General features: G+C 49.0%; 10 protein-coding genes. 3 read left to right on the top strand and 7 right to left on the bottom strand.

What is annotated here, in order from left to right; all coding sequences use genetic code 11:
* Positions 1–219: 219 nt before the first annotated feature.
* The 5 genes from ACN4EG_RS06955 to rppA form a co-directional block, all read right to left on the bottom strand.
* Positions 220–3,591, bottom strand: coding sequence for a CHAT domain-containing protein (locus ACN4EG_RS06955; protein WP_431628610.1), 3,372 nt, complete (start codon positions 3,589–3,591; stop codon positions 220–222).
* Positions 3,592–3,657: 66 nt separating this feature from the next.
* Positions 3,658–4,539, bottom strand: a complete 882-nt coding sequence (locus ACN4EG_RS06950) for a hypothetical protein (RefSeq protein ID WP_431628609.1) — start codon at positions 4,537–4,539, stop codon at positions 3,658–3,660.
* Between the two features lie 77 nt (positions 4,540–4,616).
* On the bottom strand, positions 4,617–5,183 hold the full coding sequence (locus ACN4EG_RS06945) for a hypothetical protein (RefSeq protein WP_431628608.1): 567 nt from the start codon (positions 5,181–5,183) through the stop codon (positions 4,617–4,619).
* 80 nt (positions 5,184–5,263) lie between these two features.
* A complete protein-coding gene (locus ACN4EG_RS06940; RefSeq protein ID WP_431628607.1) occupies positions 5,264–6,172 on the bottom strand; it encodes a hypothetical protein in 909 nt (302 codons plus the stop codon).
* Between the two features lie 711 nt (positions 6,173–6,883).
* Positions 6,884–7,588, bottom strand: a complete 705-nt coding sequence (rppA, locus tag ACN4EG_RS06935; protein WP_431628606.1) for a two-component system response regulator RppA — start codon at positions 7,586–7,588, stop codon at positions 6,884–6,886.
* 46 nt (positions 7,589–7,634) lie between these two features.
* Between rppA and hisG the strand changes: the two genes are divergently transcribed.
* Positions 7,635–8,285, top strand: coding sequence for an ATP phosphoribosyltransferase (hisG, locus tag ACN4EG_RS06930; protein ID WP_431628605.1), 651 nt, complete (start codon positions 7,635–7,637; stop codon positions 8,283–8,285).
* 98 nt (positions 8,286–8,383) lie between these two features.
* Here hisG and ACN4EG_RS06925 read toward each other — a convergent pair whose 3' ends face one another.
* On the bottom strand, positions 8,384–8,635 hold the full coding sequence (locus tag ACN4EG_RS06925) for a Nif11-like leader peptide family natural product precursor (protein WP_431628604.1): 252 nt from the start codon (positions 8,633–8,635) through the stop codon (positions 8,384–8,386).
* A gap of 322 nt (positions 8,636–8,957) precedes the next feature.
* Here ACN4EG_RS06925 and ACN4EG_RS06920 point away from each other — a divergent pair, with 322 nt between their 5' ends.
* On the top strand, positions 8,958–9,833 hold the full coding sequence (locus ACN4EG_RS06920) for an alpha/beta fold hydrolase (RefSeq protein WP_431628603.1): 876 nt from the start codon (positions 8,958–8,960) through the stop codon (positions 9,831–9,833).
* Between the two features lie 1,024 nt (positions 9,834–10,857).
* Complete coding sequence (locus ACN4EG_RS06915; RefSeq protein ID WP_431628602.1) at positions 10,858–13,032, top strand: putative bifunctional diguanylate cyclase/phosphodiesterase; 2,175 nt, start codon at positions 10,858–10,860, stop codon at positions 13,030–13,032.
* Between the two features lie 165 nt (positions 13,033–13,197).
* Here the strand turns inward: ACN4EG_RS06915 and mutS are convergent, their stop codons facing one another.
* Positions 13,198–15,987 carry a DNA mismatch repair protein MutS gene (gene mutS / locus ACN4EG_RS06910; RefSeq protein WP_431628601.1) on the bottom strand — a complete coding sequence of 930 codons (2,790 nt, stop codon included), beginning with the start codon at positions 15,985–15,987 and terminating at the stop codon, positions 13,198–13,200.
* Positions 15,988–16,071 lie beyond the last annotated feature (84 nt).

Raw genomic sequence — 16,071 nt, 5'->3', positions numbered from 1 at the left:
TCTCTCTGTAAGTATCTCAGTCACTGATTTTTCAACTGATTTTTCAGTGGTCTGCCGTCTACAAGCGGTTAAAGTTCATCTTCTGGAATGGCACCCTGACCTCAGTAAGCACGATCGCATTACGCCCCAAGTTTCTATCTCCCAGTTCTAGTCACTCATGCAATCCTATCTTCGAAAATTGCGAAACCTACACCTACGATCCTCAAGATCGGCTTGTACTTACAACCGATCGCTTTCTCCGACTAGGGTAAAGGCTGCCCAGTCCCTGGGTTTGGGATATTGCTTCATGGTGTCCAGCATTGCTTGTCGTAGGGCTTGGGCTTTGTTGGGATTGGTGGTGAGATGGCGATAGAAATGATCCATAAACACACTGGTGGAATTATCGTTAACGGCCCATAGGGAAACCACAACACTGGGCACCCCAGCCGCAATCAGCGATCGGGACAAGCCAATTACGCCATCGCCTTTGATGTCTCCCCGTCCCGTGTCGCAGGCACTCAGTACCGCTAAGTGAGCCGTTAACTTAAGATCAAAAATTTCGCTGGAGGTCAGAAAGCCGTTGTCTGAGCCGCTGGGTGCAAGAGCGATCGCGCCTGGAACTTTGTCTTTGTTTTGGTTCAGTAAGCCATGGGTTGCTAAGTGGATAATCGAAGCCGATTTCATTTGATTGAGAACCGTGGATTTTGTGGCTTGTTCTCCGATCAGCGGTTGGGTGTTCAGCAATTTGGCAATGGCGATCGCCTCTTGGCGGGCACCCGGTAGATTCGTCAAGGGAGCCCCTTCAAAGATCGGCATTTTGGGATCACCAACAACCAAAGGAGTCCCTTTTACCTGAGCTTTTTTGGCTTGTTCACGGGTCAGTTGCAGGGTTTGGATGGACGGGGCAGTGGAGAGAGTATGTTTTTCAATTAAGTAGCGTCCCTGTTCATCTTTCAGAGCGGGGAATGGGACAAAAAAGAGTTCGCCTTGGGGCAGGAAGGTGACCCGTTGACTCGGATCGGTGGGCAAATCAGCGGAGATCGGCGCGACAAGGGCTTGATAGAGTCGTTGGAGATCGGTTTCTGGCTGGGTGGTCGATCGTGGTGTCGTTGGTACCGTGGAAATCACCGCGATCGAACCTCGGCTTTCTGCAACCAGTTGTTCGATCGACGCTGTTTTTGCCAATTTTGAAATCTGGAATTTGATGTCTCCATTGGGTTTAATCACCCAAATATATAATTGCTCTGTATCAATCAATGAATACTGCACCAATGTGGAATTTTGCGTTTTAGCAATTTGACGAATTTCAGTTAACTTTAGCGGTTTTGGCAGGGTCTTAAAATCAGGAACTTGACGCCCTTGCATCCGTGCAAACAGCAGTTCTACAAGGACTTTTGCTCTGGCTTCTTCTGCAACTTCCAACGCATCTTCAACACGATTTTGCAGAACTAAAATCTTTTGGAGTTCTCGATAATCAGATGCTTGTAACTCAGCCATGTTAATTCTTTCAGAATCTGTTGCTGGCTTAGACGAAGAACCATAACCAACAGCAATTCTAAAGTCTTCATCATAAGTCAAAATATCCCGAAATGCAGTTTCAGCTTGGGCTAGTTGATTAGCACGCAAAAATGTGTAACCCATCTTACGCCGAATTGCGACCTCAAAGCTGCCACCATAGCCAGATCCTTTTTTATTTTTCAGATCTAATGCTTCTTCATAAGCTTGAATCGCTTTTTGGTAATCTCTACTTTGTTGATAAGTATCGCCTAGATACATTAATGATTCACGATATTCGTAGAGCAGATTGACAGATAAATTTGACTTCCTTAAAGAATCTTCGTAGCGTTTCTGCCGTGCTCGATAAATGTCAAGGGCCGCTTGATGGTACACGATCGCCGTAGAAAATTCGCCACGGGCAGCATAGAGACGTCCCAACAAGTTCAGAGTTTCCGCTTCTGCGGTGGTGTCTTGGTATTCGCGAGTAATGATTAACCGTTGCTTTTGGCTATCGATCGCTTTTTGATGTTCTCCTAGCACACCATAGGTTCGGCCCAAGTTGGCCAAGGCGAGAGCTTCCCCCCAACGGTTTTTAACGTCTTGGGCAATTTTCAGCCCTTGTTGCGAGTAGCGTAGTGCTTTAGTTGCCTGTTCGATCGACTCTGGGGATTGACTAAAATCAGTGGATAACATTCCGCTTTTCCATCGGTTATTTTTTCGTTCATCCAATGACTGATAGGACTTGCCCAACGACGTTAAAATTCGACCTTCCGTCCAACGATCGTTGACTTCACGGGCAAGCGTTAACCCTTGATTTAAAACTTCAAAGGCTTTTTCATTGCCTGCATGTTCATCGGCATAGCATTGACCAATCCCTGCTAAGGCGCGGGCTTCACTCCCACGATCGCGCAATTCACGAAAAATCGGCAAACTAGGCGTGTAAGCTTCATCGATCGCCCGAGAACAGTTACTGCGCCACAATGCAAAAAAGTCTCCCATCTGAAGTAACGTGTTGGCTTCTTGCTGGCGATTTTTCAACTCGCGCCATAGCTTAAGGCTACTTTGAAAAGCATTATAGGCTTTGCCAAAATCTGAAGATTGATAAAAAATCCCTAAAGTTCTAAACGTCTTCGCTTCATTCACTTTATCTATAGCGTCTTGGGCAACTTTTAAACTTCGTTGGTAATACTCTACTGCTTGTTCCTTTTGTTTCATAACTTCATAGGCAATACCAAGGTTGCGCAGGGTATTAGCAATGCTACCTTGCCTCTTTAGCTCAATGTAAATTGCCAAGCTTTGCTGATGGAACTCAATTGATTTTTGATAATCTTTCAGCTTGTAGTAAACAATTCCCAACCCTGATAGGACATCGGCTTCGTTTTTCCGTCTCTGAAGTATTGTTAGAATAGGCAAACTTTGTTGATAGTATCCGATCGCTTGGGAAATCTGGTCAGGCCAACCTGCATATAAATCACCTAAATAGATTAAGGTGTCGGCTTCCATCCTACGATCTCTTAATTCCCGCCCAATGGCTAAGCTTCTCTGAAAGTAACTCTGAGCTTGGTTGAAATCTGACTGTACCTGATAGATTAATCCAAGGTTATTTAGCGCAATTGCTAGACTTTCTCGATCGGCTGCTTTTTGAGAAACTTCAACGCTTTGCTTATAAAATTCAATTGCCTTATCAGGATTCTTTTGGGCTTCGTAGAGTACTCCTAAATTATTTAACGTTCTTCCTTCACCCCGCAAGTTTTTGACCTCACGAGCGATCGAAAGACTCTTTTGGAAAAACTCAAAAGCTTTAGCATGATCCTTGAGACCATAATATGCCCGTCCAATGTGGCGAATTGCTTCTCCGATCGCCTCACGATCTTGAATTTTGTTATAGATAGCTAGCGCTGCTTGAGAAGACTGTAAAGCCATATCATACTGTTCAGCCTCAAATTGCTTGATCGCTTGTTGTAATAAACGATCGGCCTCTGCTTTCCGGGCATCAGATGTTTGCGCAGTTGCGGGAGAGATTCCGAACGGGGCTGAGATCGGCAATCCTCCACCCATTGCTACGATCGACAGAAAGACCAATGCAAACTTGATTGATTTAAATCTTACCGACATAGTCCAAACACCACTTCCAATAACGATAGCAGGAACAATTGATCACTAACGAATCAATTAATAAAATTAATCTTGTCTAGGTTGAAGTTTAACCCCTTGCAAGTTGCTGGTCACTTTGCCCACACAGTTTACCGTTGCAGCTAGTTTACTGTTGCTCTTTAAATTCACTCCAGCATCAATATCGCGAGTTTCAGATAATCGATCGACGCCCCAAAACACGCTATACGTCGTATCACCATTAGGCACATCCACCGCATAACTCATCCACCGTCCCACCCCTTTCCATTGCCAAGTTGAAGCCCGATCGCGCGGAACCTGAAGCTCTAATTCTGGTGTCTCATCAGGACGCCCAAAGGAATACTCGATCGTGGAGTCGGTTTCATAGAGCAAAATCTCTTTGCCATTCTCCGTCATACAGGAAAATAACAATGCACGGTTCGCCCCAGACGGTGGCATGGGCCGGGTCGAGGTGCTCGTCGATTTCGTGACCCACCCTTGCTCAGAACAGCTTGCAATGCTCCCCTTCGGCTTCATGGACGCAAGACACCAGTAGACCCGGCCATCGTAAACTACACCCGCTTGAACCGCCTGTAAACTATCCAGCGATCGCCAGGGTTGTTCGCCCCCTTCGGAATAATATCGATAGCGATCGCCCTGCACTTCCAAGCCTTCATCCGTATGGCCTAGCCAGTAGTTCCCCTCAGCGATTTTTGCTGTGGCAATTTTGGTCGGGGTATTTTGGGAACTTTGGGCATTCTCCGGCGTTGCTGAAGGGGATTCCGTCGTATTACCACGGGTTTCCGTCGTCGTGGGTGTCGGTTCTGGACTGCTAGAAGCAGGATTAGACCCCGTCCCTGTCCCACAACCCACGGTAATTAACCCAAGACAACCCGCTAAAAGCAGACCTGCGATTCTGAAGGAATTGGATTTTGGAGCGTTGGAAGTCATAGTAGATGAGAGGATTGGAGCAACATGAGGCAATTTTAGACGGTGAACCGGGCATCCAAGCGCAGTTACAACCCAATTTAAAACTGATCGAACTCCATTTGAATCGCACCATCCTGACTGGGCGAAATTTGCACGATCGTCTGATCTTTCATTGAAACAAAGGCAAAGGGCCAACCGCCATTGGCTGATTTCATCTCAGCATACAAAGGATCAAAATAGTCTTTGGTTTGACCGTGGGGAGCGTAGGGAAAATTGACATAAAAAACCGGATAAGTTCGATCGTTACACAATTGCACGGCAATAATTTCTACACCTCGCTGAATCATCACCTCTCTCGTCGGATGCTGCCAGGTTGCTAAATCCACTCGTTCACAGCCCTTAGAAAGAATCCCAAACAATTTAGTATTGGGCATGTAGGGAAGGGGAACCCCTTGAAGCGTAAGTTTTTGGGGCGTAGAAGTCTGGGTAGATTCGGGGATGGATTCGGGAGACGGAGGCAGTGTTGGAATAGTAGCCGCGATCGTAGGGGATGGGTTTAGTAATTGTGGTCGAGCACAACCCATCGTCAGCAGACCCATGCAACTGACAATGCTGCTAATTAAGGTGAGTCGAATAACAGACTGAATGTTTTTTTGATGATTCATACAGAATGAAACTCTCTCCCGTCGGACAGCATAGGATATTGCAAAGCGATTCTTAGAAGGAACAATTTTTGGATCAACCATTAATCAGCAGGGAGTTCTGGAGCACTGCTACGCACTTGCTCAATGTCGATCGCGTCGATCGGCTGTAATTGACGTGATACGGCTAAGTTTTGCGTGCGGATGAGTTGCTTGCCGCCCCCGTCTGGATTACCTCGGTATTCCTCAACAATTCGTTTACCCGTTAGGAAGTTACGACTATCTCGAATTTCATTTCCGTTAGCCCGATCGTAGGGATTGACATCTTCACCAATCAGAACCAATTGGCCAGAGGGACGATCGATCCAGAAGCGATGCACGATTTCCACGGCACCTCGGCTGCCTGCAATTTGTTTCACCAGCAACACATCCTCCTCGATTTCGATACGGATATGGCCTCCCTGATTGGTGCCCAACGGTCCCGCGCAGCCCCCACAGAAGAGCAGATTCGGCGCATGGGCTAGCTGTTGCCAACCGGAAGAAGTTGCAAGTAAAACAATTAAATCAAACTGTCCATCCTTCGAAAGCTTCAGCACTGCATCGGAGCGACGATCGCCATTCAAATCCCCTGAAATTTGTTGCGACAATTGCCAGCCTGCGGGAATAAAGTCGTCGATCGTGGCTTTAGTGGACTGGGAAGACCCTGCCTGGGCTACCATCTTAGCGGCTTTCGTAGAGCTTTCTGGATTGGCCTCCGCTGAATTGGTCGCTTCAGTAGACTCCTGCCCTTTTTGACTGGTAGCGGGGATCTGGGAGGTACCGTTGGGATTCTTGGAATCGCTAGGATTGCTGGAATAACTGGACAGGTTGCCTTGCGCAGAAGACTGCCCACTGGAACCTACAGGACTTCCACACCCGATCGTCAGGAAACTCAGCAAAACTGACAGCATGCTGACTTGTACGATCGATCGTCCAGATTGTAAGGATTTCGACATTTCCGCTGCTACCACCATTTGATTCCTCTCCTCCCACCACAGCTCCGCTGTACTGACTTGCATCTATGCGGTGCAACCCAGCGGTAAATTCGTAATTAACGCAATTTGATACACCCTAATCTTGCCCAAATCCGGATTGATAAGCCAACGATCGGCAAAATCTTAAAGCTCCGTAGCCTAACCTCCGTTAATCTTCGCCGTAGATGATCTTCCTCAATTGAGCGACCCAACTGATACTAGCCATACAAAAGATGCTAGCAATGCAAGAAACGGGTCTCTGAGCAATACTGCTCCATAGCCCATCCCAGGGTAGAACTTATGCAACATACAACCGCAACATACCGCCGTCATACCAAATCAATTTGTGATTGCAACCCATAGTGACCCAATTCCTCCTTAATAAGGGAGCATTTGAGAGAATCATCAGATTTTCCCGCAATCCCATTAATGGTCTCTACTTTTTCAGTTCTTCCTTTTTTAAGGAGGCTAGGGGGATCGGATTTGTAGCATTAGTCAATCAATTTTGCTCACTCTTCGCTGAGCCAACGATCGCAGCCTCTTGATCGCGCAAAAACGCACGGCACCTCACGCAATTACTCCGGTCATTGTTGTCAAGGTAGAGTGAAACCCTCTAAAGACTCCAATAACTTGGTAAGCAGCTTTTTCGGCTACATTCTATTTGAACTGCCAAAGCAATCACTGCAAGCTTGATCGTAATTAGCGTTGTCTTTAATCTTCCAGAAGATTGCCAAATCGATAGCCTTTACCATATACCGTATGAATCAAGGAGTCTTCACCGGGTGCTTCAATTTTTCGTCGTAGCAATCGAATTTGTGCAGCCAATGCATTGCTGGCAGGCTTTTCATCCGCAGCCCAAAGATGTTGGGAAATTTGCTCATGGGTCAGCAACTGGTTGGGTGACTCCATCAAGTAGGCTAGCAACTGCGTTTCTTTTTCCGAAAGTTCGATCGATCGACCATTGCGAGAGGCCAGTTGATTTTGCACGTTTAACTCTAAACCGTCAACGCTGAATGTGGTGGGGAGAGCCGTTACTGGCACAGATTCCACGATCGCCGGAGGCCGTCGCAAGAGTGCCCGAACCCGTGCCAACAACTCCCGCAACTCAAAGGGCTTGACTAAATAATCATCCGCCCCCGCATCCAAACCTTCCACGCGATCGTCGATCGTATCCTTCGCCGTTAGGAATAATACTGGCGTCACATCCCCCCGCGATCGCACATGCTGACAAATTTCTAGCCCCGACTTTTGGGGCAACATCCAATCCAAAATCAGTAAATCATACTGACCTTGCATCGCTAATCGATCGCCTCGATCGCCATCATAGGCCACTTCAACCTGATATCCTTCTTTTTCCAACATACGACTCAGCGGTTCCGCCATTTCCGCTTCGTCATCTACCAGCAGAATTCTCATCTTAGGCTAGGATCATTTTCTATACCCTACACCCTAATTTTCCTCTATGCTCACCATTGCGCTAGCCAAAGGCGAACTTCTCAAAGAGAGTATTCGACTGCTCAAATCCGTCGGCCTAGACTTCAGCGCCTTCCTAGAGCCCGGATGCCGCCAATTACAAATTGAGGATCCAACAGGAACCGCTCGTGCTTTACTCGTGCGCAATGGCGATGTTCCGGTTTATGTTGAATATGGACAAGCTCAACTGGGCATCGTGGGCTACGACGTGTTACGGGAACAAACTCCCAACGTAGCCCATGTGGTGGATCTTAGGTTTGGGGGCTGCCGCATGTCCGTAGCCGTCAAAAAAGACAGTCCCTATCGATCGCCCCTGGAATTACCGATGCATGGGCGTGTAGCCTCTAAGTTTGTCCACTGTGCCCGCGAGTATTTTGAAAGCTTAGACTTACCCGTGGAGATTGTTTATCTCCATGGCTCTGTGGAACTGGGGCCAATTACCGGCATGTCTGAGGCGATCGTGGATTTGGTAGCGACAGGCAATACTCTCCGGGAAAACGGGTTAATTGAAATCGAGACCTTGTTTCATACCACGGCTCGTCTGATTGCCTATCCACTCAGCTATCGGCTCAATACCGACAATGTCCATGAATACATCGATCGCCTACGGGCACAAGTCGCTCAACCCGCTGGTGTGTAGCCGAACCTACCACTGCGTAGATCCAATGCGTAGATTCAATGCGTAGATAATCTGTTCACCAGAGAATCTGCCAGTGTAATACAGCGCATTTAAGTGAATTAAGCGTAGGCTGGACGATCGATCCAATTAACGGTTCGCAACCAGGGCCAAATTCCGGTTTGACGGCGAATGGCTACTCCTCGGCTACGGCGACTCACTACTTTTTTCAATTCAGAAGTCGTAAAGCTGTAGCCGAGTTGATGGGAAATTTGAATAAACTCATCTGGAGATTGAACTGCGATAAACCGATCGCGTATCCCCTGATCTTGAGCAACTGCGCTCAGAAATCGAGTAGCACTTTTTACAGACATTTGATAAGTTCTCCTACGAGAGGTACCGGGTAAAGGAGGGACAAATTCCCAAGAATGCCGAATCAAATACCGTACTTTTCAATTGATTTTGTCTAGCGAGATCGAACCTTCGGCATCAGTAATTAAAAGTACTGGATTGGTATAAGAACAGTATGCCCAATCTACGTAAGTAGTAGCATTTTCATTGCAAAAAGTTTATAACTTCTTCGTAAAGCGCTCAACATTTTCGCCACAGACTCGTCAAACATACTGACTGAGTCGGCAACTCAAATCCATCTAAAGACAGATAGACAAATTCTCTAAACAAGTCAATTAATTTGAAATGCTAGAAAATTTACGGAATCCCCCCCTACAGTCCCAGGTGCTCTCCATTGAAATGGAAGTGGAACCCGGCCAACCTACACAACAGCCTGCCGCCTATTTAGCGAAGGGAGAAGGCCCACCTCTCTTGATGCTCCATGGTTTTTTGGGCGATCGCTCCTGTTGGATTCCGACCATGGAAAAGCTATCTTCCCACTTTCGCTGTATCGCCTTAGACTTACTCGGCTTTGGTGAGTCGGGAAAGCCCGCTATTCGTTACGACATTGCCAAGGAAATTCAGTTTGTCCACCAAGTTATTGACCAGCTATCCCTTGATCCTTGTTATATCCTGGGCCATTCCTTTGGCGGGTGGGTGGCAGCAGCCTACGCGATCGCCTATCCCCAAGCGGTGAAAGGACTGTTTTTAGCTGCTCCTGCGGGGATTCGAGATGATGAATTTTGTGGTCGTTATAACCACCTACGACCGCTTCTGTGGCCCCATCCAGTGGTGGACTGGGTGCTAGCAGGGTTACGTCCCATTGCAGGATTGATCAATCAACAAAAAGCTATGACAACGATTAGTTGGGCTAGAAAGGAACTCCAAGCCCAACCCGCAGCTCGCTCGTTTTTACTCGATCGCCTGCGGCCAGAAGACGCTGTAGATACGGTAGAACAAGTCATTCATCAGATTCAGGCACCCACGGTTGTGATTGCGGGCGATCGCGATGATACGATTCCCCTTTGGCACTGCCAAACCTACGCCGATCGCATTCCCAATGCGCAACTCATTTGTCTACCCGAAGCGGGCCACAACTTACCCCAAGCCCATTCAGCCACGATCGCAGAATTCATTCACAATTTTGTGAGGGATTGTTCTCTCCACGAAGAAGCAAGCTAAATTAGGAAGTCCTGCCGATGATCTTCTATGCAAGAAGCTTCTACGCAAGATCAGATAACATGCCTATGAGATGCTTTTTTAATGCGGAACACTTTCCTAATTTAGCCCTATCTAGTTTTATCCTTGGGTAGTATTATCCCGGAGACAGTCTGACCCAAACTAGGTTGAAAAACTTGTAAAACTAGCTTGTGGGACGGGGTTGACACCGTAGGAGCAGGGTTGGTAGCGCTGTAATCAATCCCCGTTATCTGTTCTATCCGTAAATTTACGGATTCTCCTGCGTTATTTTAAAAATTACTAAAGGCAGGGTTTTCGCTGATTATACTCTGGTGAGGTTGAGGGCATACTAAGCTATGGAAATTAGGTAGAGGTTCGGGATCAAGGTTTCCGATCTTCTTAGATCTGAAATTTGTTATCCTGAATCCTGAGATCAAGCACCATTCAGCTGCCTATTTGAACCTAATCTGAATCAATTGTCATTACTATTGCTGAAGATACTTTTACTGTTGCCTCAGATACTTTCACCCTATGTTAGGCACTGCTAACTTCTGATATTTTTACAGTCCTAGACATGGATCGAGTCCACCTAATTGCTACAAAATTGCTACCAAAAAATTATCTTTGGCATTTGCATTGACAGAAGTAACTGTATTAACTTCTTTTTGGGGTTTGGGTAAACTATCTTTTATAGAGAAGCTTACTCACCTTCTCCGGAAATTGGCTCTAAATGTCCAAGAAGGTAAAGATTAAATTACAACAAAATAGGTTGAGTTTATGTTTAATGATAAGTTCAACGTTACGATTTTGTTCTGATTTAGTTTTTCTGAATCTACCTACGATCGGTGTAGGAAATGTGAACCTTCAAGGTTTCTACTGGAAGGTCACCACGATCGTTTCTGTCAATCTACCGAAAGACTTTATGCTCCATCTTTTGCATAATCTTTTGCATAAAGTATCTTGCGTAAAAGTCTGTGAATCTAAATTTCATTGATAAATTTTAACTGGTGCACGAAAGGAACCACCCATGGCGACTGAAAGATGGAGAAGTCACTCGGAAACACTGGGTTTGCCAGTTAAAAGTGAAAATGATTGGCTATTAAGAACAGTCCTAGAAAATCTGAATGATGGCATTATCGTAACTGATCTGGATAATCAGATTCTTCACGTTAATTCCAGAATTGCGAAGCTAGTGGGCTTTTCTCCCGCAGATATGGTGGGGCAATCAGCCCAAAAATTCCTGTCTATGATTGAGGGCTGGCTCTATTTCTGTACCACGCCCGATCAAGTTCCGACCAACCGATGTGAATGGAAGGAAGGACAACTGCGTCGGAAGGATGGGCGACAATTTTGGGCGGAGGTCAATTCAACGCTGCTCTATGATAGTAATGGTCAAACGATCGGTAACTTAATCACCGTCACCGATATTACCGAACGCAAATGGCTGGAAGAATATTTGCGATTACTAGAGTCCGTTGTGGTCAATGCCAATGAAATTGTCATGATCACCCAATGTGAAACTGGAGATGATCCGCTGGATTTACGGATCGTCTATGTCAACGAAGCGTTCCTGAAGGTGACAGGCCATCGGGCTGCCGATGTGATTGGGAAAACGCCCAAAATCCTAATCGGACCAGAGACCGATTGGGAGGAAGTGAATCGTGTCCGAACCGCTATGGTTCAACTGGAATCTGTCAAAGCGGAACTCTTGTTACATCGCAAGGATCACAGCTGTTTTTGGGCAGATAGCAATATGGTGCCCATTCGCAACGAGCATGGACAAGTGACTCATTTTGTCTCAGTCATGCGGGAAGTCACCGAACGGAAGGAGGCAGAAAATCAGCTACGCCGTAACGCCTTCTATGATTCGCTGACTGGATTATCCAATCGCTTGATGTTTATGGAGCGTCTGGCCCAAGTTGTGGCCCGTCGGGATGCTGATCCAAACTATCTATTTGCGGTGCTCTTTTTGGATCTCGATCGCTTTAAGGTGATCAACGATAGTCTTGGGCATATAGTTGGCGATCAGTTGCTGATTGAGATTGCCCGTCGCCTCGAGGGCTGTGTGAAGAAGACCGATCTGGTCGCACGGCTGGGGGGGGATGAGTTTACCATTCTGTTGGATAATATTCAGGGCGTGGAATCGGCCCATCAAGTCGCGGAACGGATTCATCAAGAATTGGGTCGATCGTTCCTACTGAATGGCCATGAAGTGTTTACGACCGTCAGTATTGGGATTGCCCTCAGCACGACCAACTTTGAGCACACTGAAGATCTGCTGCGGGGAGCCGATATTGCGATGTATCGTGCTAAGGCTCTGGGTAAAGCCTGCCATGAGGTGTTTGATACAGAGATGCACAGCCATGTGATGGCCTTGATGCAACTGGAAAATGACCTACGGCGGGCGATCGAGCGGGAAGAGTTTCAGGTTTACTATCAACCGATCGTCTCCCTCACCACTGGGCGGGTAGCGGGGTTTGAAGCCTTAATTCGGTGGCAGCATCCCGATCGAGGCTTGATTTCCCCAGCTCAATTTATTCCCTTAGCAGAAGAAACCGGACTGATTATTCCCATGGGCCACTGGATCCTACGGGAAGCCTGCCGTCAACTGGGCCGCTGGCAAACCCAATATCCCCACCATCAGCCACTTTCAGTGAGTGTCAATCTCTCTAGCCGCCAGTTCTCCCAAACTGGGGTCATTGAGATGATTAACGAAGTTCTGCAAGAGTCGGGACTTCCCCCCGCCTGTCTCAAACTGGAAATCACCGAGACAGCCATCATGGAAAATACAGCATCTGCGATGGATACGCTGTCAAGGCTGAAGGCCATGGGCGTCAAGCTATCAGTGGATGACTTCGGCACGGGCTATTCCTCCCTAGGCTATCTCTACCGCTTCCCGATGGATGTGTTGAAGATCGATCGTTCCTTCATCAGCCGGGTAGACATTGATGGGGAAAAGCTGGAACTCGTCCGCACGATTATTACCCTGGCTTGGAATCTAGGAATGGAAGTGATTGCGGAAGGGGTGGAAACCACAAAGCAATTAGCACAGTTGAAGATGCTGAAGTGCGAGTACGGTCAAGGCTATCTTTTCTCAAAGCCAATGTCGTTCCAGGATGCCGAAAAATTCCTCGATCGGACAAATCCGCTAGAACACCTCGCCCAGTTGTTTCCTGTAGATCATCGATCGGACTATCGATAACACATCTAGGAGGTATTAGGGAACAGCGCATCAATAAAATCCCAATTGGGTAGGGGTAGGAGAGTAAAAGGGTAGGAGTGTAGGGGAATGAAGAGGGGATATTATTTCTTTGCAAATCCCTTAGGGGTTCGGTCACGGGAGACGATCGAAGATCTTTCCCTCCGCTCAATTGCCAAAAATATCCAGTTGATAGTCCGGGGCAGCGGTGTCAGAGACCCGATCGACGCGATCGCTCGGTTTAATTGTGGATTTGCGGGATCGGGTCGCCCTAGGCGCAGGGATCTGGGAATCATGCCCCTGACGTAAGCCAACGGCAATTTTGCTGTGTTGTTCAATCTGTCCCATCACCTGTTTGGCGCGGGCAATCACCGACGGCGGCAACCCGGCTAAGCGTCCCGCCTCAATGCCGTAGGAGCGATCGGCCCCCCCCGGCTGAACCTGATGCAGAAAGACAATTTGATCGGGCAGTTCCTTTACAGTGACCTGATAATTGGCCACGTTGGGTAGGATAGACGCTAGCTCATTCAACTCGTGGTAATGGGTGGCAAAAATCGTTCGGGCCGTAATTTCCTGGGCCAGATATTCCGCCACCGCCCAGGCGATCGACAGGCCGTCAAACGTCGCCGTGCCCCGGCCAATTTCATCCAGCAGCACCAGGGAGCGATCGCTGGCATGGTTCAAAATATTGGCCGTCTCATTCATTTCCACCATAAAGGTTGATTGCCCCGTTGCCAGGTCATCCACCGCTCCCACCCGGGTAAAAATGCGATCGCACAGGCCCAGCCGTGCTGATTTGGCTGGAACAAAACTGCCCACCTGCGCCATCAGCTGAATCAAGCCCACCTGCCGCAGATAGCAGGATTTGCCGCTGGCATTCGGCCCCGTCAGGATGATTAAATCCGGTGCTGTGGCTGCTGGCGGAGATTTCTGCGACTTTTGGGCTGTTGGGCTTGGCTCCGTAACCTGTCCTAAAGTGGTGGAATTGGGGACAAAAAAGCCAGCGGGTAAGGACTGCTCCACCACCGGATGGCGACCTGCTTGGATCATCAGGGTGCGATCGTCGGTCATGTCCGGGCAGCAATAGCCTTGATACACTGCAACTTCGGCAAGTCCGGCCAGCACATCCGCCGCCGCCACGGATCGCGCCACCTGCCGAATTTCCTCCGCCTGTTCCCCCACCTGCGATCGCAACCCAACGAAAATGTCGTATTCTAAACGACCCAATTCTTCCTTAGCAGTGAGTAAGCGGTTCTCGCATTCCTTGAGATCCGGAGTAATGTAGCGCTCCTCGTTGGTCAAGGTCTGCTTGCGGATGTAGTCCGGCGGTACCTGGTCGGCCTTGCTGCGGGAGATGCTGAGGTAATAGCCAAAGGTTTTGTTGTAGCCCACCTTGAGGGTGGAAATCCCCGTTTTTTCCCGCTCGGTCAGTTCCAGACTGGAAATCCACTGCTGATCCTGTTCCACCTGTTGCCGCCGATCGTCCAGTTCCAAATTCACCCCAGGCCGAATTAGCCCGCCTTCCGTCAAGCTCAGGGGCGGTTTTTCCACGAGATGACTCCGCAGGAGGTGAGCCAGTTCTTCCAGGATCGGCGGCACCGTTTGCAGGACTTGCAGGTAGGGCGATCGGGCCTGGGCCACGAGGGCGGCTAGGGCAGGCAGCTTTTCCAGGGAATCCGCTAGAGCGACGAGATCGCGCGGTGTGGCTGTGCCGGAGCCCGCCCGTCCCGCCAGCCGTTCCAGGTCATAAATTTGTCGCAGTAGCTTTTGGATATCCTCCCGCAGGATGCCGTCGTCCACCAGCTCCCGAATCGTGTCCTGCCGTGCAGCAATCCCTAAGCGATCGAGGAGCGGTTGCTGGAGCCAGCGCCGCAGGGCACGGGATCCCATGGGCGTAATTGTGCGATCGAGGGCCCAGAGCAGGGAGCCATGGAAGGTGCCATCCCGCTGGGTTTGGGTAATTTCCAAATTGCGCCGGGTCGAGCCATCCAGCACCAGAAATTCCGTCAGCGTATAGGTGGCCAGCAATTGCAGCGGCACCTGTACCTGGGCTTGCCCCGCTTCCCACTGCCGTTCCGACGTGCTTTCCAAATAGTCCAGTAGCCCCCCCGCCGCCCGCACTGCTAGGGGTAACGTTTCGCAGCCCATGGCCTCCAGCGATCGTACGCGGAACCGTTGCAGCAGTCGATTGCGGGCCTCTGCCTGCACAAAGCCACTCTGGGGCCGCAGGGTGTAGCAAAATTGCGACGGCAGGCAACTGGGCAACTGTTCGCTTCTTTCGCCCGGTCGCAGCAGGCCGACCAGATCAGGGGCATTGGTGGGATAGAGCACCTCCGCCGGTTGTAGCCGTTGCAATTCGTGGGTCAGTTGTTCTAGCCCAGTGGATTGGGTGGTAAAAAATTCTCCGGTGGAAATATCAGCGTAGGCCAAGCCCCAATGCTGATTCGCCACGACGACGGCAGCCAGGAAATTATTGCGCCGCGCATTCAGCATCCCCTCTTCCAGCAAGGTTCCCGGCGTAATTACCCGCGTCACTTCCCGCCGTACCAGTGTGCCCTGGGCCTCTGCGGGATCTTCGACTTGATCACAGACCGCGATCGCGAAGCCCTTTTCCACCAATTGGGCACAGTAGCGATCGAGGGCATGGTGGGGAATGCCAGCCAGAGGAACGCGCCCCACTTCCTTGCCACCATCTTTGCTAGTGAGCACCAGTTCCAGTTCCCGCGCGATCGTCACCGCATCCTGAAAGAAGGTCTCAAAAAAATCCCCCACCCGATAGAGCAGCAACGCCTGGGGATACTGATCCTTCATGTCCGCATAATGCCGCATCATCGGCGTCAAGGCATCCCGATCGACCGATCGATGATCAGCATATTTCACCGCATGTTTAATCAACCGTTCCGGTAAGCCTTGGGTCGGATCGATCGCATTGGAGGAATCAGGAGGAAGCTGGGACATAGCAAGGCAGGACAAGGAAAAAACAGGACAGAAATCAGCCAAAAATAAATCGTGATTCCCACGATCGGCATTTTCACCACTCTA

This window comes from Alkalinema pantanalense CENA528 (assembly GCF_050753345.1).
In the GTDB taxonomy this organism is placed as follows: domain Bacteria; phylum Cyanobacteriota; class Cyanobacteriia; order Leptolyngbyales; family Leptolyngbyaceae; genus Alkalinema; species Alkalinema pantanalense.
This window is presented reverse-complemented; position numbering and strand designations above follow the sequence as displayed.

Excerpts from the sequence above, each read along its gene's own strand:
- ACN4EG_RS06955 (WP_431628610.1), bottom strand. The coding sequence starts at position 3,591 with ATGTCGGTAAGATTTAAATCAATCAAGTTTGCATTGGTCTTTCTGTCG.
- ACN4EG_RS06950 (WP_431628609.1), bottom strand. The coding sequence starts at position 4,539 with ATGACTTCCAACGCTCCAAAATCCAATTCCTTCAGAATCGCAGGTCTG.
- ACN4EG_RS06945 (WP_431628608.1), bottom strand. The coding sequence starts at position 5,183 with ATGAATCATCAAAAAAACATTCAGTCTGTTATTCGACTCACCTTAATT.
- ACN4EG_RS06940 (WP_431628607.1), bottom strand. The coding sequence starts at position 6,172 with ATGGTGGTAGCAGCGGAAATGTCGAAATCCTTACAATCTGGACGATCG.
- rppA (WP_431628606.1), bottom strand. The coding sequence starts at position 7,588 with ATGAGAATTCTGCTGGTAGATGACGAAGCGGAAATGGCGGAACCGCTG.
- hisG (WP_431628605.1), top strand. The coding sequence starts at position 7,635 with ATGCTCACCATTGCGCTAGCCAAAGGCGAACTTCTCAAAGAGAGTATT.
- ACN4EG_RS06925 (WP_431628604.1), bottom strand. The coding sequence starts at position 8,635 with ATGTCTGTAAAAAGTGCTACTCGATTTCTGAGCGCAGTTGCTCAAGAT.
- ACN4EG_RS06920 (WP_431628603.1), top strand. The coding sequence starts at position 8,958 with ATGCTAGAAAATTTACGGAATCCCCCCCTACAGTCCCAGGTGCTCTCC.
- ACN4EG_RS06915 (WP_431628602.1), top strand. The coding sequence starts at position 10,858 with ATGGCGACTGAAAGATGGAGAAGTCACTCGGAAACACTGGGTTTGCCA.
- mutS (WP_431628601.1), bottom strand. The coding sequence starts at position 15,987 with ATGTCCCAGCTTCCTCCTGATTCCTCCAATGCGATCGATCCGACCCAA.